General features: G+C 34.6%; 26 protein-coding genes. 20 read left to right on the top strand and 6 right to left on the bottom strand.

What is annotated here, in order from left to right; all coding sequences use genetic code 11:
* Nucleotides 1–59 precede the first annotated feature (59 nt).
* From MKX53_RS04850 to MKX53_RS04880, 7 genes are all read left to right on the top strand, one after another.
* Nucleotides 60–452, top strand: coding sequence for a hypothetical protein (locus MKX53_RS04850; protein ID WP_340909564.1), 393 nt, complete (start codon nt 60–62; stop codon nt 450–452).
* Nucleotides 452–907, top strand: a complete 456-nt coding sequence (gene spoVAC / locus MKX53_RS04855; protein WP_093535564.1) for a stage V sporulation protein AC — start codon at nt 452–454, stop codon at nt 905–907. The genes MKX53_RS04850 and spoVAC overlap by 1 nt, the downstream gene beginning before the upstream one ends.
* Complete coding sequence (locus MKX53_RS04860; protein WP_340761788.1) at nt 901–1,908, top strand: stage V sporulation protein AD; 1,008 nt, start codon at nt 901–903, stop codon at nt 1,906–1,908. The genes spoVAC and MKX53_RS04860 overlap by 7 nt, the downstream gene beginning before the upstream one ends.
* A gap of 1 nt (nt 1,909) precedes the next feature.
* The gene (gene spoVAE, locus MKX53_RS04865) at nt 1,910–2,275 is read left to right on the top strand and encodes a stage V sporulation protein AE (RefSeq protein WP_340909567.1); all 366 of its coding nucleotides are present in this window, start codon (nt 1,910–1,912) and stop codon (nt 2,273–2,275) included.
* Nucleotides 2,276–2,342: 67 nt separating this feature from the next.
* On the top strand, nt 2,343–2,501 hold the full coding sequence (locus MKX53_RS04870; RefSeq protein WP_340909569.1) for a YjcZ family sporulation protein: 159 nt from the start codon (nt 2,343–2,345) through the stop codon (nt 2,499–2,501).
* 32 nt (nt 2,502–2,533) lie between these two features.
* The gene (locus MKX53_RS04875; RefSeq protein ID WP_340761790.1) at nt 2,534–2,779 is read left to right on the top strand and encodes a stage VI sporulation protein F; all 246 of its coding nucleotides are present in this window, start codon (nt 2,534–2,536) and stop codon (nt 2,777–2,779) included.
* A 98-nt stretch (nt 2,780–2,877) separates the two neighbouring features.
* The gene (locus tag MKX53_RS04880; protein WP_340909571.1) at nt 2,878–3,180 is read left to right on the top strand and encodes a hypothetical protein; all 303 of its coding nucleotides are present in this window, start codon (nt 2,878–2,880) and stop codon (nt 3,178–3,180) included.
* Between the two features lie 158 nt (nt 3,181–3,338).
* Here the strand turns inward: MKX53_RS04880 and MKX53_RS04885 are convergent, their stop codons facing one another.
* On the bottom strand, nt 3,339–3,713 hold the full coding sequence (locus tag MKX53_RS04885) for a hypothetical protein (RefSeq protein WP_340909573.1): 375 nt from the start codon (nt 3,711–3,713) through the stop codon (nt 3,339–3,341).
* 182 nt (nt 3,714–3,895) lie between these two features.
* On the opposite strand from MKX53_RS04885, the gene MKX53_RS04890 reads away from it, so the two are divergent.
* The 4 genes from MKX53_RS04890 (at nt 3,896) to MKX53_RS04905 (ending at nt 8,331) form a co-directional block, all read left to right on the top strand.
* Entirely contained in the window at nt 3,896–4,420 is a 525-nt protein-coding gene (locus MKX53_RS04890; RefSeq protein ID WP_340909575.1) for a hypothetical protein, read from the top strand.
* 76 nt (nt 4,421–4,496) lie between these two features.
* Nucleotides 4,497–6,068, top strand: coding sequence for a DUF2642 domain-containing protein (locus MKX53_RS04895; RefSeq protein ID WP_340909577.1), 1,572 nt, complete (start codon nt 4,497–4,499; stop codon nt 6,066–6,068).
* Between the two features lie 39 nt (nt 6,069–6,107).
* On the top strand, nt 6,108–6,782 hold the full coding sequence (locus MKX53_RS04900; RefSeq protein WP_340909580.1) for a DUF6897 domain-containing protein: 675 nt from the start codon (nt 6,108–6,110) through the stop codon (nt 6,780–6,782).
* A gap of 193 nt (nt 6,783–6,975) precedes the next feature.
* A complete protein-coding gene (locus MKX53_RS04905; RefSeq protein ID WP_340909582.1) occupies nt 6,976–8,331 on the top strand; it encodes an arsenic transporter in 1,356 nt (451 codons plus the stop codon).
* Nucleotides 8,332–8,640: 309 nt separating this feature from the next.
* Here MKX53_RS04905 and MKX53_RS04910 read toward each other — a convergent pair whose 3' ends face one another.
* The 3 genes from MKX53_RS04910 to MKX53_RS04920 are packed head-to-tail and all read right to left on the bottom strand — an operon-like array spanning nt 8,641 to nt 10,371.
* Nucleotides 8,641–9,069: a GNAT family N-acetyltransferase gene (locus MKX53_RS04910; RefSeq protein WP_340768616.1), complete on the bottom strand. Its 429-nt coding sequence runs from the start codon at nt 9,067–9,069 to the stop codon at nt 8,641–8,643.
* A 3-nt stretch (nt 9,070–9,072) separates the two neighbouring features.
* Nucleotides 9,073–9,588, bottom strand: a complete 516-nt coding sequence (locus MKX53_RS04915) for a YjcG family protein (protein WP_340909584.1) — start codon at nt 9,586–9,588, stop codon at nt 9,073–9,075.
* A gap of 60 nt (nt 9,589–9,648) precedes the next feature.
* Entirely contained in the window at nt 9,649–10,371 is a 723-nt protein-coding gene (locus tag MKX53_RS04920; RefSeq protein ID WP_093535538.1) for an alpha/beta hydrolase, read from the bottom strand.
* Nucleotides 10,372–10,471: 100 nt separating this feature from the next.
* Here MKX53_RS04920 and MKX53_RS04925 point away from each other — a divergent pair, with 100 nt between their 5' ends.
* Nucleotides 10,472–11,056 (top strand): phosphatidylglycerophosphatase A family protein, encoded by a 585-nt coding sequence (locus tag MKX53_RS04925; protein WP_093535536.1) that lies wholly within the window; start codon nt 10,472–10,474, stop codon nt 11,054–11,056.
* Nucleotides 11,057–11,103: 47 nt separating this feature from the next.
* Here MKX53_RS04925 and MKX53_RS04930 read toward each other — a convergent pair whose 3' ends face one another.
* Nucleotides 11,104–11,832, bottom strand: coding sequence for a thermonuclease family protein (locus tag MKX53_RS04930; RefSeq protein WP_340909587.1), 729 nt, complete (start codon nt 11,830–11,832; stop codon nt 11,104–11,106).
* 107 nt (nt 11,833–11,939) lie between these two features.
* Nucleotides 11,940–12,080: a hypothetical protein gene (locus MKX53_RS04935; protein ID WP_175496189.1), complete on the bottom strand. Its 141-nt coding sequence runs from the start codon at nt 12,078–12,080 to the stop codon at nt 11,940–11,942.
* Nucleotides 12,081–12,368: 288 nt separating this feature from the next.
* On the opposite strand from MKX53_RS04935, the gene MKX53_RS04940 reads away from it, so the two are divergent.
* The 8 genes from MKX53_RS04940 (at nt 12,369) to MKX53_RS04960 (ending at nt 18,749) form a co-directional block, all read left to right on the top strand.
* On the top strand, nt 12,369–13,757 hold the full coding sequence (locus tag MKX53_RS04940) for an aldehyde dehydrogenase (protein ID WP_340909589.1): 1,389 nt from the start codon (nt 12,369–12,371) through the stop codon (nt 13,755–13,757).
* Between the two features lie 117 nt (nt 13,758–13,874).
* Entirely contained in the window at nt 13,875–14,090 is a 216-nt protein-coding gene (locus MKX53_RS19680) for a PAS domain S-box protein (protein WP_422194937.1), read from the top strand.
* Complete coding sequence (locus MKX53_RS04945; protein WP_340909591.1) at nt 13,990–14,673, top strand: PAS domain-containing protein; 684 nt, start codon at nt 13,990–13,992, stop codon at nt 14,671–14,673. The genes MKX53_RS19680 and MKX53_RS04945 overlap by 101 nt, the downstream gene beginning before the upstream one ends.
* A gap of 15 nt (nt 14,674–14,688) precedes the next feature.
* The gene (locus MKX53_RS04950) at nt 14,689–15,141 is read left to right on the top strand and encodes a diguanylate cyclase domain-containing protein (RefSeq protein WP_340909593.1); all 453 of its coding nucleotides are present in this window, start codon (nt 14,689–14,691) and stop codon (nt 15,139–15,141) included.
* Between the two features lie 10 nt (nt 15,142–15,151).
* Nucleotides 15,152–15,358, top strand: a complete 207-nt coding sequence (locus MKX53_RS19685) for an EAL domain-containing protein (protein ID WP_445678278.1) — start codon at nt 15,152–15,154, stop codon at nt 15,356–15,358.
* A 94-nt stretch (nt 15,359–15,452) separates the two neighbouring features.
* Nucleotides 15,453–15,620, top strand: coding sequence for an EAL domain-containing protein (locus MKX53_RS19690; protein WP_424514130.1), 168 nt, complete (start codon nt 15,453–15,455; stop codon nt 15,618–15,620).
* A gap of 190 nt (nt 15,621–15,810) precedes the next feature.
* Complete coding sequence (locus MKX53_RS04955; protein WP_340909595.1) at nt 15,811–16,860, top strand: M42 family metallopeptidase; 1,050 nt, start codon at nt 15,811–15,813, stop codon at nt 16,858–16,860.
* A gap of 314 nt (nt 16,861–17,174) precedes the next feature.
* Entirely contained in the window at nt 17,175–18,749 is a 1,575-nt protein-coding gene (locus MKX53_RS04960; RefSeq protein WP_340909597.1) for a peptide chain release factor 3, read from the top strand.
* The last annotated feature ends 263 nt before the right edge of the window (nt 18,750–19,012 follow it).

Consider the following 19,012-nt stretch of genomic DNA (forward strand, 5'->3'; position numbering starts at 1 on the left):
AATTTGCATATTTCAAATACCCGCGAGCATACTAACAAAAAAAAGGAGCAAGTAATCATATGAAAAAAAGCTTATTTGTTTTTCTAATGGTTTTATTGTTGGGCGCTTGTTCAAGCGAGAAAGAAAAAGTGATATTCCCCTCTGATAATTCCGCTTCATTAAAACCAATCATGCAAAAACAAGATACGATTTATGGATATAAAAGTGTGATAAATGAGGAAGATATTTTAGTTGCAATCTATATAAATCGATTCGATCGATTTAATAAAGCAAAAATCGAAAAAAAAATTACTAAACAAATTGAAAAACAATTTCCGGAAAAAAAAGTACTTGTTACAGGTGATCAAAAACTTATGTGGGAAGTAGAAACCATCATCGAAAAGAAATTGAAACAAAAAGAACTGAAAAAGTCGATTGAAAAAATAAAATTGTTATCAAAGGAAGAGACCTAATGGACCAACAACAATTTCAAAAAATAGTAGATGAAAAAAATCCCAAAGTGCCATTTTTTATGAACATACTCAAAGCATTCATTGTTGGAGGAATCATCTGTACTATAGGACAACTTATTACATTTTTCTATATGCGCTTTTTCCCTTTTACAGAGGGGACTGCTGGAAACCCAACGGTTGCTACATTAGTATTTATCGCAATGATTCTTACCGGAACTGGTTTATACAAAAAAATTGCCCAAATCGGGGGTGCTGGATCAGCGGTACCCGTTACAGGATTTGGTAATGCAGTAATTTCAGCTGCAATAGAGCATAAATCGGAAGGGTATGTATTAGGGGTTGGAGGCAATATGTTCAAACTTGCAGGATCGGTTATTTTATTTGGTGTGCTGTCTGCATTTGTCGTTGCACTTATTAAAACAATATTAGTGAATATAGGTGTTGTCTCATGGTAAATACGTTTGGAACTCTTCAGTTTACAACTAAAATTTGTATAGCCAATACGGGAACAGTGGTGGGACCAGTAGAAAAGGATAGTACTTTTGCTGATTCCTTTGATGAGGTTCTTTCATTAGAAACAGAAAAGGATGAAACAAATGAGCAGGCACATGCTCGGATGATTGAAAGTGCATGTCATTGGGCTGCTAAAAAAGGTCATACTCAGGTAGATAAAGTAGATGTTCTGATAGGAGGAGATCTTATCAATCAGTTATCTCCAACGAATTTTGCAGCGCGGAGCCTGGCTATCCCATACTTGGGAGTTTTTTCAGCTTGTGCCAGTTCGATGGAATCGGTTATTCTTGGCTGTCTTTTGTTGGAGTCAGGAAATGCGCGGACTGTACTTGCGGGAGCTTCTAGTCATCATCAAGCTGTAGAGCGTCAATTTAGGTACCCGTTGGAGTATGGTACTCAAAAACCCAAAACATCTCAATGGACTGTAACTGGAGCAGGTTTTTCTCTGTTAGAAAAAGACTTGAAAAATACTCCAGTCGTAACCCATGCAACTATTGGCAAAGTGGTGGATAGTCAACAAACAAACCCATTACATATGGGTGCAGCAATGGCCTCGGCTGCTAGAGATACAATCGAGCGACATTTAACGAATACGAATAGTAAAATGGCTGACTTCGATGTAATTATGACAGGGGATTTAGGCAATATAGGAATTTCTATATTAAAGGAAATGTTTCAAGATGAAAATACTGGTGTTATCTTGCAAGATGCGGGTGCTCAGTTCTATGGAAATGATAAGTTTTTCAATGCAGGTGGTAGTGGAGCAGGCTGTTCGGCTGTTGTTTTTTTCGGTCAAATATACGATCAGTTAAAAAAAGGATCTTTTAAACGTGTTTTGTTAGTAGCTACAGGGGCATTATTATCCCCTTTAACATTTCAACAAGGGGAAACAATCCCTTGTATTGCTCATGCTATTGAATGTCGTATGGAAAAGAGGGGTTAACATGATTTCATCATTAGTGACTGCTTTTATCGTTGGTGGTTTGATATGTGTTATTGGTCAAATTTTCATGGATGTATTTAAACTAACACCTGCACATACATTAAGTACTTTAGTGGTATTAGGTTCTATATTAGATGGGTTTGGTCTATATGAGCCATTGATTGACTTTGCTGGTGCAGGAGCGACGGTTCCTATAACTTCCTTTGGAAATTCTTTGACACATGGAGCACTAGCAGAAGCAGAAAAGCATGGGTTAATCGGTGTATTGACTGGAATGTTTGAAGTAACAAGCTCTGGTATAAGCTCTGCAATATTGTTTGGTGTCATTGGAGCGTTCATTTTTCAAAAGCGGAAGACAACGTACTAGTTGATTCGCCCTTTTTTCCTTTCTCCTCTCGCATACAATAAGTTGAAGAGGAGAGGAGGGAAAGAGTATGTATGACTACTGTGGTGGAGGATGCCCAGGATACCAAGGATACCCGGGGTATGCTGGAGGCAACGAATATGGTGGCAACAAAAGTTCAACGTTTGTACTAATCGTTGTATTGTTTATATTACTAATCATTGTTGGTAGAAGCTTTCTCCCTTATTAATAAAAAACAATAAGATGTGAGGGGGAAAAATTATGCAAAATTCATTTTTTAAATCTATAGAAAATAAAACCGGTGTGTCAATGGATGACCTATTTACGCTTGCCAATGCCATCTCACATGCTGATTTTACGGATGAGAAACAAGTTCGTAAAATTGTACGTAAAGTTGGCAAGTTAGCAAATAAACCTGTTTCTCAGGAATTAGAAGATGAACTTACACGCTCTATTTTACAGAGTGGGAGTTCGTTAAGTTTAGCAGATATTCAAAAACTATTATAAGTTTGTAAATTAATTAAACTTTTTATAAAAAAATAGGTTTAAGAATAATAGGATGGGGTAAAGCATAATATAATAAAAATAATGTGGGGGTGGAGAACATGGGATATATTCTTCCAATACAACCGATTCAATCACAAGTTTATGCTAATAGAATGATTGGGAATGATTATAATTTTGCTTATATTGATAATATTCAACCTGTAAAATTTAAATCTGGTTTTGATGATCACTTAGAAGAGCAGGAACAATTTTTAGAAGAGGAAGCAGAGCAATTAATGGAACAAGAAAGACCATCAATCCAACCATTATTTAAAGGCTTTATCCATCCAAATCCAGTAAACTTATCTCCACTAATAGCTGAAATCAGTGGTAAAGGAAACAGTATTAATACGTATGTTTAGTTCATAGTATTAGAAAGATCGCTTATCTACGATAAGCGATTCTTTCAGGATGAATCTCAATTTTGAACTAACAAACAACGAAAATAAAAGGTCCAGCTAATTCCATCATGGAATTAGCTGGACCTTTATTTATTACTCCGTCTGACTTAGTGCTATGGTTATTTTTTATGTCCTTTTTTCTTTTCGTCTGAATGTTTCTCATCGTCAGCGCTTTTTTCACTTGATTCTGATTTTTCATGTTTTTTCTTTTTATCTTTTTTGTCTTCATCTGTATTTTCAAAATTACTGGATTCTTTATGTTCTTTTTTAGTGTCTTGTTTTTTCTCTGAATCCTTCGAGGTCTTTTTTTCCTTTTTCTCTTTATCTTCTTTACTATCTTTTTCTTTTTTCGAATCCTTGTCTTTTTTGTTCTCTGATCCTTCCTTTGCTCCTATTGTTTCATCTTCTGATTCGCTTACATTTTTATCAGCAATATCATTTGATGTATCTTCCGACTTATGATGAGGCATTTTTTTCTTTTTGTGGTCTTTCAAAATACTCACTACTTTCTATGATTTAATGACACTATTACAGAATATGAAGAGATGCATCATATTGTTCGGGGAGTTAAGATGATGGGTGCTTGTATAATTAAAGTGAAATGGGCGTTTAACCAATACTCAGGTCCTCCAAGATACATATAGATACAAGGATAACTAAAAAGGAGGTTAGAAAGATGAATAAGAAAATGTTACTCTCTCTAGTAGACAAAGTAATTAAAGTAGATAGAGGAGGCCCAGAATCGAGAGTGGGTTTACTCTTGTCAGCTGAGGACGATTACTTTACTTTATTAACAGAAAACGATGGAATTATATATTATAGTACACAACATATTAAAAGTTTGACGAATCATTCTAAAAACGAGACAGAATTCAATCTTGAAATACCGAAAGATTTTGAGTATATTCAAGCCGAAGATTTCAAAGGTATTTTGAATTGTCTAACATTACAGTGGGTAAAAATCAATCGTGGTGGGCCTGAAACACTAGAAGGTGTTTTAGATTCAGTTACAGATGATTACGCAATAATTGTGGCGAACGAAGAAATAATTCGAGTTGCTTTATTCCATATTCGTAATATTAGTTATGGAGTGAAGATTGAAAAAACGAAAAAAGACAAAGATAAAAGTGGTAAAGAGGAAAATAAAAATAACAAAGAAGATAATAAAAATGAATCAAAAAATCAAGAAGAAGCAAAGTAAAGCTAGTAAATAAGTATGCATTCGTCGCTTTTTTAATTAAAAGCGACGAATATTCTATAAGGGAGGTGACCTCCAAGTGCAGAAAAGAAACTTCGAAAACGTATTATATGCCAATGAAAAGAAGAGTATAGGATTGTATTTAGCTAATAATCAATTCGTTGAAGGTATCTTATTAGATATTCAAGAAAATCATATTGTTTTGGAAGTGAATGAAAATACTTTCTATATAGCGATACATCAAATACAAGCAATTTCTAAGAATACTACCGATTTGTCTCTAGTCAAGAAGTTTAGTCCATATCTAGTTAGAAATGATATGACAGATGTGTTAATTGCATTAAGGTACCAATGGGTTACGGTAAACAAATACGGAATTCCTACTCTTTACGGAATATTAAGCAGTATCTTCGAGGATCATATCATTCTAATAAATAGGAAAGAGTTATTTTTTATTCCTATTTCACATATTACCGATATTTCTAGCAATATATCTGAGAGTGACCTCTATTTTTCCAATAAGAAGGAACAACTGGCTATCCAAAAACTATATAGATTTACTATTAGCAAAGGTTCTATTGAGGTTAGAAATGAGAATTTATCTGTGGAACAGGACAGAACTAAACTAATGGCCAATAAGATTGTTACAAATGTGACAGCTCCTCTACCCGAACCGGAAGTAAGGAAGAATCCAACCCCTGGTGAATTAACAGAGAAAGTTAGTACTTTAGTTAGTAAACAAGAAGTTGAGGCAGTGACGATTGGGGTTACTGATAAATTAGTGGACCCGATTAAAATAACCGGGTTAGAGGATAATGACACTTCTGCTAAAGTTGAATTGGAGCAAAAAGGTAGCAGTGGAGATTTAGCAATTGCCGAGGCTATTATTTTAGAGTTAGAAGAGGAAGTATCCAGTATAGATGAAGTCGAAAGTGAAGTGACAGACTTAATAGCTGAAGATAAATTATTAGATAAAGCTATTCCTCCTCAATCAGAAGAACAACTTGAGATTTACCTAGATGAAATAAAAGATCAAATTGAAGAAGAACAAGTTAGTTTTGATTCCAATGAAGAACTAAATATTTCTGAAAATAGGTCGAAAGTGAAGGGGAAAGATGTACTTCTAACGGCTTGGAGCTCAATGAATAGTGATCAATCTACTATTACATTACCAAAGGAAAATGATTTGAAAAATAAAATGACACCCCCAATTGAAAATAAATTAGTGACCACGTCCAAGCCGGAGCTAAATGAACAGACAGACTATTCAAAACAACTTGGTGGAAACTCGGATGGGCAAGACAAACTAGATATCTTAGATAATCCACCGAGGACATTAGAAAAAAAAAAACCTCAATTAAATGTAAATGTGATGAGTAAAAAAGAAGTGAATGAAATGTTGGAGCAGCAATACTTTGCCTTGATGAATTACGCAGCAGTTCAAATTTCAAATGCGGTAAATTTTAAACAAACAGATAACAAATTTTATTTTCACCCAAGAGTCGAGGGGAGTCCAGAAAAAATAAGACAGTATGAAATGATTTATGGTTATCCAATTTATGACTCTAGGCACGACACAGCTGCAATAGAAAAACAATATATATCGCTAATGAGACATGCAACGACAATGTACCGGAAGTTAAGACGGTAGTGTTTCCAGGACGAGTAAATACTAAAAGGAGTTGTGACCTTGAATAAAATTATTCAAAGTCTACTGAAAGAGTATGTCCAAATAGAGGTGTCAGGAAAAAAGGTATTAAAGGGTACTCTAATTGATGTTGGAACAGATATTATAGTTATTTTCAATGGTACAGATTATATGTATATTCCTATCATTCATATCCATAGCTTCTGTCCTCTAAAGAAAAATGAGCTAGATGCCCTTGCCCCAATAGAGTCTTCTAGTATTAAAACTGGTGGAAATAATCATGAACTATCCTTACGAGTAACGCTACATCAAGCTCAGGGACAGAGCACTGAAATATACTTAATAGATGATCAGCCCCTACATGGTTATATTACTGAGATAATGGATGATTATTTTGAATTTTATTCGCCGATTTATAAAACTATGTATATATCTACCAAACATTTAAAGTGGCTAATTCCTTATCCTACAAATGAATGTCCTTACGGGTTAAATAATCCGAAGTTCCAACTATCAGTGACAGAAGCTAGTGTTGATACTTTTAAAAACAAAATAGAAAAATTTATAGATAAGATTATTGTGTTTAATATTGGTGGAAGTAAGAGTCATATTGGAACTATAAAAAATGTAGAAGAACAAGTTGTCGAGTTGGAGGCAGCTAGAGGAGTTAAGGATTATATAAATATTGATCATATAAAAACGATTCACGGAGTATAAAAATTAGAAGCATGAAATATTTCATGCTTCTTGAAGTTGGGGATAGATAGAATTTATTTATTCTATTATGTAAAATAGTGAGATTCATAAAATATTTTAGAGAATATGGACATACACCTCGTTTCTCTAATGGGAAAGGAATATACATACAAGGAAGGGGACAATCATAATAAGGAGAGGAAATGGTATATGTATGAGTTTGCAAATTGGAATCGCCATTCTGGTGTTCCTATCTACGATGTTAGTCATTTTTGTAAGACCTAGAGAAGTAAATGAAGCTTGGCCAGCAACAATTGGCGCTGGGATATTATTATTTGCAGGAATTGTGACTTTAGCAGACGTGTTTGATATTATCGATAAAGTTGGAGGGGCGTCCATTACGATAATATCGACAGTTGTCATGGCTGTTATATTGGAAAGCTTTGGTTTTTTCAACTGGGTAGCTACTAGAATTGTAGGTTTTTCAAAAGGATCAGGTTATCGATTGTATTGGTATACACAGTTATTATGTTTTGGAATGACATTATTGTTCAATAATGACGGAAGTATTTTGATAACAACTCCCATTTTAATACTACTACTTAAGAACATGAGACTAAAACCTCCTCAACAAATCCCCTATTTAATCAGTGGAGCTTTAATTGCGACTGCCTCCAGCGCACCTATCGGAGTAAGCAATCTAGTTAACTTAATAGCATTAAAGATTGTTGATATGTCTTTATGGATGCATACTTTAATGATGTTTGTCCCAGCAACTTTAGGGTTATTATTTATGTCCTGTTTGATGTTTGTTATTGTGAAGAAAAGACTGCCTGAAACTTTACCAAACTCTCTCATAAATGTGGAGGAATCATTTTTTACTCAAAACTTTCATCCACTGAAAGCAAGTATCTCCCTGGAAACGAAACATAAGCGTAGTAAATTTATGTTCAAGATTCTATTCTTTGTCTTAGTTGTAAGAGGGATGCTATTTTTTGCTTCTTATGTAAATATTCCCATTGAAATTGTTGCAGCAATTAGTTCGCTTATTCTATTACTATGGAGAGGATATTATTTAAAATCTAATCCAATAGATATTTTGAAAAAGACACCATGGCATATTCTACTTTTTGCATTTTCTATGTACGTAATTATTTACGGCCTACACAATGTGGGTCTAACTGCACTACTAGTTGAGTGGTGTGAGCCGATAGTTCAGCAGGGGTTATTCCAAGCTAGTTTCATCATGGGGGGGTTAGTGTCTATACTATCAAACCTTTTTAACAATCATCCTGCCTTAATGATTGGGACGATAACATTAACAGAAATGGGCTTAGACCCGATTACTTTAAAAACGATTTATCTTGCCAATATTATTGGGAGCGATATGGGTTCACTGTTGTTACCAATTGGCACACTTGCTTCCCTTATTTGGATGGACATTTTAAGGAAAAATAAAATTAAAATTACATGGAAAGATTATTTGAGCATCTCGATAAAAGTAATTCCTATAACAACGATTGTAACGTTAACCCTCTTATACTTTTGGGTGCAAATCGTTTTTAATTGAAAGAGATGAAAAGCCTATGATTAAGCGGGAACTTTTCAAACAAAATGGAGATTTCCTGCTTTACTATTTAAAACAAAAAACCATAAAAAGTCTTATCTTCAACTAGGATGTTTATGAAGTTTGGAATATTTTGATGAATTTTATATGGATACATATATGGTTTGAATTCATTCTTTAATAGTATTTATATGATATAGCATGAAAGAATGTCACGGAAATGAAAATTTTGTAAATATTGGTCACTAAAAAAGTTTTAAACGTAAAATGGAGAGTCTGACGTTAGTCAAAACTCTCCATAAAATTGTCGTATTAAATTTGTTTCTCCATCGCTCTGTGAGGAATTCCAGCCTCTAAAAATTCAGGTGAAGTAATAGTATAATTTCTTTTTTCATAAAAAAGAATGGCCTGACTTTGTGCATTTAGCTTTAACTTATTAATGCCGGTAGAATTCGAGTAGTCCTCCATGCATTGCATCATGAGATTACCTAACTTTCGTCCACGATAACTTGGAAGAATACATACTCTTTCTACTTTACCTATTCCAGGTTCAATAACTCTAATTCTACCTGCGCCGAATGGAGTGCCTTCGTCGTATGCTACAAAATGTACTGCCTCTTCGTCATGCTCATCCAGTTCAAGATGAAGAGGGACGTCCTGTTCTTCAACAAAAACTTTTCTTCTAATTTTTATAGCATCTTCATATTCTTTTTCAGTTTCCACTTTCTTTGCGTACACCAATACTTACTCAGCTCCAGACAATCTAAATGTTTCGTATACAGTCCATGATCCATCTTCCAGTTGATATAAAAGATGTAGGCGATCGATTTCTTCTTCAAACTGTGCACCAATCATTTTTAATTGTGGCAGGATATCATCATGTTCACTTGCGTTCATCTTTTGAGCAATTGTAATATGAGGAACAAAAGAATAGCTTTCATTCTCATTATATTGAATATCATTTAAATCCTCATGCAGTTTAACTAGCTCAGCTGTTGGTTCCACATGAAAGTATATAGCATTAGTAACAGGGGCAAATGAACTTACCTTAGTTGTTTTTAAAGTAAATGGTTTATGATTACGCACTACTTTATTAACCTTTTCAGCGATGGTTTTAATCTCATTTTCATCGGCTTCAAATACACCTTTGACCGTCATATGTGGAGTGATTAAAGCATAGTGAGGGTCATAACGCTTTCTATAGGAGTTTGCGAAGTCCTGTACCTTTTTAGATGGAAAAGCAACAATTCCGTATTTCATTTTTCATTACCTCCTCAAATTATTAAAATAACAATATTACCTATTATAACAAATCTTTCTCTATAGGCTAAAATTTTGCAACAACGCTCTTTTTATATCTGGTTGCCAAAGCTTCCAAGTATGGTCTCCTCTTAATTCGTCATAAAAGGTCAAAAATCCTTTATTTTTAAATAAATTGTGTAACTCTCTATTTGGAGTAATGAAGTCCGTTAATAAACCGTCCCCTGTTTTCACGGCTTTTTCTTCCGTTCCAATGACGTGGTAAAGAGAAAATGCATGAACGTCTTTATATTTCTCGACGGATTCTATTACAGCCTGATTGACAAGTGGGGAGTGCATTATTACTCTTCCAAATGTATTTGGATATGCTAAAGCTGTCATGAGTGAAACAGTAGCAGCTAACGAATCGCCTATTAGTGATCTGCCCATTCCAACTTGATAAGTAGGATAGTTTTCATCTATATACGGTACTAATTCTTGCGCCAAGAAACGTTTGTAAGCAGGAAATTGAGAACCATCTGGATGATATTTATCTCTTCGATCTTTTACGTTTTTATAAGGTACTCCAACTATGATTAAGTTCTCAATTGCTTGTTCTTCATATAACTCATCAGCCATTCGAGAAATTCTTCCTAGTTGAAAATAGTCTTTTCCGTCAGATGCTATTAGTACAGAGTATTTATAGAGAGGTGAATAATTTGGAGGCAAGTATATTAGAAGTTGCATTTCTTCCTGTAAAGCCTCACTAAAAAACGATATATCTTGTATAGTTCCCTTGTTCATAATTTCCTCCTAATATCATTCATGTAGTACAGAAATTGTATCATATACTAGCAAAGAGGTATAATAAACGAAATGATGAAACAACAAGGGGGATAACAATATGGATAGACAAACATCTAGAGTCCATTCTCGTGAAGTAGAGCAAGCTACAAAAGACGCGTTAAAAAGACGTGGAGTTACTTTAGAAGAAATAGCAGAGATTGTATTTGAGATGCAATTTCCTTACAATAAGGGACTTACTATAGAACATTGTATAGAATCTGTTAAAAGTGTATTGAAAAAAAGAGAAATGCAACATGCGATATTAGTTGGTATCGAACTTGACGAGTTGGCAGAGAAGAAAATGCTATCTGCACCATTGCAACAAATAGTGGAAGCGGATGAAGGTTTGTTTGGGGTAGACGAAACGATTGCATTGGGAGCTGTATTTACTTATGGCAGTATAGCAGTAACTACATTTGGCCATTTAGATAAAAACAAAATTGGACTTATTTCAAAATTAGATACTAAAATTGGAGGAGCAGTTCATACATTTTTAGATGATTTAGTGGCGAGCATCGCTTCTAGTGCAGCTTCACGTTTAGCGCATCGGACAAGAGATTTAGAAGAACAAAATGAAACCTTTGCAGATATTTCACCTGAAGAAACAGTTCCAGAAGCTAAAATAAAAGGCGCAAGAACATAATATAAAAATACAGTCAGTGGCGCCATCATCTCCCACTGATTGCATTTTTATTCACCAGACTTTTTGAAACCGGCTTGTATAGCATCCTGCTCAGTACAAAACCATTCTTCAGGATTAGTTTGTTCATAATATTTCCCGCTAGGTATATGGTAAATTTTTTTGCCTTGCCGATTAATATTGCCTTTGATATTACATTGTTCATTTGTGGATTTTTCTTCAGCATTATTATTAGTTAGAACTTCATTATTAAAACCTCTATTAGTAACGTAGTTATCTGTCTCCCAAATACCAATACTTCTTTCTTTAGCCACTTTAGAAGCTTCCTCAAACTTGTCTAAATATCGAGTGTTCGGAGGGAAGATATAGGCTATCCTTGCTAGTCCCTCTTCGAGCAATGTTTCTTGGACGCTTTCGCCGTCTACATACACATAAGCGAGCATTCTACCATAGTCGTCTAGTCGATTTCCTACATCAAACTCAATGGTTACATTCCCACTCTTTAATATTTCCTTGTTGCGTTGTTTTGCTTCTTCACCAAATGGTTGTTTTCCTAGAGTGTGATGATTTGTTTCGGGAGTGTCTATTAACAAGTATCGAACTTTTTCTATGTCTCCATTATATTTAACTTTAATCGTATCACCGTCAATAACTTCCACAACTTCAACAGCTATTTGATTGGTACTTCCATCAGTTTGAATCACACCATTAGTGGAACTTTCATCACAACCATATAGAAGTGTAGTGTATAGAACTAGACAAGCAAAAATCTTCTTCATTTATTATCACCAATTGTAGTTTAGCATATAAATAAAGAGGAAATAAAAAATCAGCTTTTCCTTATACAATAGAAGGGAAAAGCTGAAATCCTAAATAGATTATTCAATTAGTGTTTCTCCATTTCACCTTGATCCTCTTGAAAATATAAAAATGTTTCTTCTTCTAATTCATTTAAACGCTCTTTATTTAGCCCTAATGCGAAAGCTCCTGTAAAAATGGGCTCCCACCAAGTTTCTGTTTCAGTCATTATTATTTCCTCCCTTTTAATAATTCGTGTTGTTTATATATACGATTTTTATACCCTGCTGAGCTTCGCATATAAACCAATTACGTGAAAAATGAATCGTTTAGCACAGGGATTCTGAAGTCTTATAGACTTATAGTTGTAGTCTATTGGTGGAAATGACTTCTTACAATTAGTATTCCACGAAAGGTAGACTTCATGTATTGCATATTAAATGTTTATTCTTTCTTCTATTAGAAAAAAATAGTATGATTCCTTTAAGATTAAATGAATAAAAGGGGAGAATAAAAAATGAAATTTTCAGAGCAACAATTAAACCATATGCTAGAAGAGCACCAAGCCTATTTTTATGCTGGAATGACTCGACCTGTAGAATTTCGAATAGCCCAATTAGAAATACTTAAAAATACGATTAAAAAATATGAAGTAGAAGTAATAGAAGCATTATACAAGGATTTAAGGAAGAGTGAATTCGAAGCCTATGTCACAGAAATAGGATTAGTTTATGACAATATTTCCTTTATGATTAAAAATATTGCGCAGTGGATGGAACCGAAGTACGTAAAAACACCTGTTGCTTTAATGCCATCTAAAAGCTTTGTTGTAAATGATCCTTATGGAACCGTATTAATAATTGCACCATTCAATTATCCATTCCAACTTATTATGGAGCCGCTAATTGGAGCAATTATTGGAGGAAATTGTGCAGTTATTAAACCTTCAGAAGCAACACCTCACACCACTAATATTGTGAAGAAAATTATTTCTGAAGCATTTGATCCGAGATATATTAGAGTATTAGAGGGAGAGAAGGAAGAAACTTCTTTGTTAATACATGCTCCTTTTGATTTTATATTTTTTACTGGAAGCGTCCAAGTAGGAAAAATAGTGATGAAAGCAGCTGCAGAGCGATTAACACCCATTGCTTTAGAATTAGGTGGGAAAAGTCCAGCGATTGTGGATCATACTGCAAATTTAGCTGTAGCAGCTAAACGTATTGTATGGGGGAAATTTGTGAATGCAGGTCAAACATGTATAGCGCCCGATTATGTATTAGTGGAAGAATCGGTAAAAGATAAGTTTATCGAACAGATGAAAAAAGCAATTACACAGTTTTACGGAAAAGAATTGCAACAAAGTCCTGACCTAGGAAGAATAGTAAATGGTAATCATTTTGATCGTCTAAAGAGAATTTTAGAAGAGGAAAGTGACCATATTATTTTTGGAGGGAAAACGGATCGTGATGATTTATTTATGGAACCAACTTTATTGAATGGAGTTGATTTCAATAGTACGTCGATGAAAGAGGAATTATTTGGGCCGATACTACCTATAATCCCTTACAATGATTTACGGACTATAATCCAGCAAATTCGTAAGTTTCCAAAACCTTTGGCTGCTTATATGTTTAGTGAACATGAGAAAGCGCAACAATTCTTTCTTCAAGAGCTACCATTTGGAGGAGGCTGTATAAATGACACAATCACGCATGCTGGAAGTGCTCATTTACCATTTGGAGGAGTAGGGAACTCAGGAGTACAATCCTATCACGGAGAAGCAAGCTTTACTCTATTTACACATCAAAAGTCTATCGTGAAAAAAAATACAAGCTTACCAGTAAATATCGTTTTCCCACCTTACAAGAACAAAGTGAAGCTAGTGAGAGGCTTACTAAAGTAATGGTATCAGCCAATAGAGCTTTATAAAATGAGATAAGTCATTCTAGTCTTTGTACTAGAATGGCTTTTTTAAAATACTTAATAGATTCAAAATGTCACAATTCATAAATAATAGGTCATGGACTATGCAGTGAATGAAACGATGATAATAGCGGTAACCAATAAGGTAGGACAAATATTATTCGTGAATGACCGCTTCTGCCAGATTACAGGATACTGTAAAGAAGAACTAATTGGAAATACACATAGAATTATTAACTCGAAAACTCATCCTGAAGCTTTCTTTAAAAACATGTGGTCCTACTATTCTAAATGGACATACATGGACAGGTGAGATATGTAATAGGCGTAAGAATGGCGAATTATATTGGGTGAAAACGTATATAATACCTGTTGAAAATAACGGATATGATACCTATTTTCTAAGTATCCGCACTGATATTACTATAGAAAAAGAAAAGGAAATATTATTGCAGACCAAACTACTTTCTTCCTTTGAAACTGTGGCACACCATATAAACAATCTTGTCTTCAAAGTGGAAATAGATAGTGAAAATAATTATGGTTTTTCATTATTGACCGGAAAATTAGCCTCAGAGTTTTTAGCAAAGAAAGGTCTACAAACGATTCAACCTAGCATTAATTCTATAAAAAACAAAATATTAAATCCTATTTATAATATGGATACATACATCTCAGAAGAGATGACAAATCGAAGTGAGGAGGTCTCTTATAAGGAATGGTTAGATGATAGATGTATACATATTACAATCTCTCCTATTGAAACAAATGAAACAATAAGTGGCGCAATTGGTATTGGAAACGATATTACGGAACTTGAGTCGGCAAGGACTAAATTGACTGAGCTTGCCTACCGAGATCATTTGACAAATTCGTTTAATACTGCGGCTTTATAAAGAGATATTGTACAAGTGATAAACGAAAACACACCTTTTATTTTTTTATATATTGATTTGGACAGATGTAAAAACATTAATGATTCATTTGGTCATTTTACTGGTGACTCCCTCTTGATGTTAGTAACGGCTAGGATTAAGAAATTTTACAACACTACAGGGGAGTTATATCGCATTGGTGGGGATGAATTTGATGTGCTTATTAAGGGGCAAGCGGAAAGAACTAAAATGCTAGAAAATGCAAAGCTACTTATTCAAAAGGTAGAAGAACCTTTTAATATAGAAGAAATGGAAATTCATATATCCTGTTCCATTGGGATAGCTTCTTTTCCACTACATGGATCTAGTTATAAAGAAATTCACAGAGCCGCTGATCTAGCGTTACGTTGGAATAAAAAAGGAAAAGAAATTATTCCTCCAAATGATTTCATACCTTTCGTAGAAGAAACGGGTCTCATTATCCGTTAATATAAGTCCTATAGAGCTAGAGCAAAATGATTTCTTAGCAAATGTACATACAATTCTAGAAAAAACAGGTTTACCTCCTCATTATTTAGAAATTGAGTTGACTGAAAATGTTTTAATGAAAAATATGGAAATATTATTGAAAATATTACATGACCTTGAGTCAATGGGAATTAAACTTGCAATGGATGACTTCGGTTCTGGCTTTTCTAATTTCTGATATTTAAGTGAGTTACCGATTCATACATTGAAAATTGACTGTAGTTTGACAAGCCAAGTATTAATAGGTAGAGATGCAGTAATTTGTAACCTCTATTATTAAAATTGGTCATAGCCTTGGTCTCGAAGTAGTAGCAGAAGGGGTAGAGACAGCCGAGGTCATTGAGTTTTTAAGAGAAAATGACTGTCATACTGTCCAAGGATATTATTTCTCTAAACCTTTAGAGTTCTATCAAGTACCTGAATTTGTGCTGGGAAATTAAATAAAAAAGTGGATTTACTCTTTCGTCTAGTCTATGACAACAGATAAGTAGTATTACTTTATCTAATGATAATCTAGAACCTTAAAGTGAATCCGCTTTTTTAGTTGTTGAAATAGTATCCTAATTAGGTGTATCTGATTATATAAGATTTTGTTAAGATAAGACTAAGGTAGTGAAAGGGGATAAAAAAGTGTCATATACATTTGAAGCAAAAGAAACGGTAGCATTATTAAAGCAATTAGTAGAAATTCCTAGTCCGTCTGGTTATACAAAAGAGATTATGGACTTTATGGAAAATATATTAAAGCAACTGCAAGTGAATTATATTCGGACAAATAAAGGTGCATTAATCGCTACTATAAAAGGAACAGATGATACAAAGCATCGACTTTTAACAGCCCATACAGACACATTAGGTGCGATGGTAAAAGAAGTGAAAGGTAGTGGAAGATTAAAACTTACGATGGTAGGCGGCTTTAATTGGAATGCTGTGGAAGGTGAGTACTGTACTATTCATACAGCAGATGGCAAAAAAATTAGAGGTACTATTTTAATGCATCAAACAACTGTACATGTATATAAGAATGCCAGTGGTTTACCTAGAGATGAGCAAAATATCGAAGTTCGTATAGATGAAAAAGTATTAACGGCTGAAGATACACGTAAATTAGGTATAGAGGTTGGAGATTTTGTTTCATTTGACCCGAGATTCGAAGAAACTGAAAATGGTTTTATCAAATCTCGCCATCTCGATGACAAAGCGAGTACAGCATTACTACTGCAATTAGTCAAAATCATTCAAGATACAGACATGACATTACCTCATACAACACATTTCTATATTTCTAATAATGAGGAGATCGGATATGGTGGTAACTCTAATGTGCCGGCTGAAACGGTGGAATATTTGGCTGTTGATATGGGTGCTATCGGAGATGGTCAATCGTCTGATGAGTATACCGTGTCTATTTGTGCAAAGGATTCTTCAGGACCTTACCATTACGAGCTAACTCGACGATTAGTAGAATTGGCGAAAAATGAAAATATTGAATATAAGTTGGATATTTATCCTTACTATGGATCTGACGCATCGGCGGCTATTCGTGCAGGATATGATGTGAAGCATGCACTATTGGGACCTGGTATTGAAGCATCTCATGCATACGAGCGTACACATATTGATTCGTTGGAAAATACAGCAAAACTTTTATATAGTTACGTAAATACAAAAATGTCTTAAGAGTCCTGCTTATTTAAGCTTAGCGCCTAACCTGCCAGATTCAATTTCTAATATAGGTTAAAGGTATACTGTGCCTTTAACCAATTTTTGAAGTGATTTCTAGGTCGAAATTGGCGCTTTCGCTTTTTTTTATCAAACTTCAACGTCATGCTCCATGAGTGATAACATATGGTTCGATAAAGAGGAAAATGGTTTTTGCTGCGGTGTTTACAATGATTTTCAGAGTAAACATAAGCACTTACACTTTTTTTACTTGTTTTTTGCTCCCTAAATCCATATGATAAGAAAGTGAAATAAGAAGGAGATATAACAGAATGGATATAAAATTACAAGATGAAATATTGAAAAGAAGAACCTTTGCAATTATTTCCCATCCCGATGCTGGTAAAACGACTATTACGGAAAAGCTTTTGTACTTTGGTGGAGCTATTCGTGATGCAGGTACAGTTAAAGGGAAAAAATCCGGGAAGTTTGCAACGTCTGACTGGATGGAAATCGAAAAGCAACGTGGAATTTCGGTAACATCATCGGTTATGCAATTTGACTATAATAATTGTCGTATAAATATATTGGATACACCTGGACATCAGGACTTTAGTGAAGATACGTACCGTACACTAATGGCTGTTGATAGTGCAGTTATGATAGTCGATGCTGCAAAAGGTATTGAAGCTCAAACGTTAAAACTATTTAAAGTTTGTCGTATGAGAGGAATTCCTATTTTTACGTTTATAAACAAACTTGACCGTCAAGGGAAAGAACCTCTTGAACTTATGGAAGAGTTGGAAGAGGTACTAGGTATTCAATCATATGCCATGAACTGGCCAATAGGTATGGGGAAAGAATTTTTAGGGATTTATGATCGTTTTAATGGACGGATTGAACAATTCCGTACGGATGAATCAGAGAGATTTCTTCCTATAGATGAGAATGGAGAACTTGCCGTAGATCATTCGATGAAAGCGACTTCTTATTACACTCAAGCTATGGAAGATATTATGCTGCTAAATGAAGCAGGTAATGATTTTGATGAGAAAAAAGTACTTGCAGGTGATTTAACGCCAGTATTTTTTGGTAGTGCTTTAACAAATTTCGGGGTTCAAACATTTTTGGAGACTTATTTACAGTTTGCTCCAACCCCTCAGCCACGAATGACTGAAAAAGAGGAAGAAGTAAATCCACTAAATGAAGATTTTTCTGGGTTTATCTTTAAAATTCAAGCAAATATGAATCCAGCTCATCGTGACCGTATTGCTTTTGTGCGAATTGTCTCTGGTAAATTTGAGCGTGGAATGACCGTGACTTTGGCTCGAACGGGGAAAACCTTCAAAGTGACACAATCTACACAATTTTTAGCAGATGACCGTGAAACAGTTGAAACAGCAGTTGCGGGAGATATTATTGGGCTATACGATGTGGGGAACTATCAAATAGGGGATACCGTTGTTGGAGGTAAAAAAGCATTTACGTATGAAAAGCTACCTCAATTTACACCGGAACTATTTGTGAAAGTAACTGCTAAAAACGTACTTAAGTCGAAGCATTTCCATAAAGGAATCCAACAGTTAGTGCAAGAAGGAGCAATCCAATACTATAAGACACTTCATACAGAAGAAGTTATTTTAGGTGCTGTTGGACAGCTTCAATTTGAAGTGTTTGAGCATCGTATGAATAACGAATACAATGTCGATGTTCGAATGGAATCGATTGGCTCAAAAGTAGCACGATGGATTGAAAATGAGGAAGATGTAAAGGAATCGATGACAGGTCCACGCTCGATGCTTGTCCGAGATCGATATGATAATTATGTATTCCTGTTTGAAAATGAGTTCGCTACTCGTTGGTTCCAAGACAAATACGAGCATATTAAACTTTATAATTTACTTTAATCTTCAAGAGGTTGCCTATCAGGTGACCTCTTTCTTTTGTAATAATGGAAATTGTTTCACTAGCGGTCGAGAGCCAAATACTAGCGCTTCCAGTGGTTATACCTCTCGGAGCTCTATATATTACTGCTGTCATCCTAGACTAAGCATTCTCGAGGCACAATAACTTTCCAAGTGAAATATTAATCCGAAAAAAGCGTGTAATAGCGTTCAATCTCATGGGGTCATTTATTTACATGTGATAAAAATTTGAACTCTTCTTCTGT

The organism is Psychrobacillus sp. FSL K6-4615, assembly GCF_038008225.1.
Taxonomy (GTDB): Bacteria; Bacillota; Bacilli; order Bacillales_A; family Planococcaceae; genus Psychrobacillus; species Psychrobacillus psychrotolerans.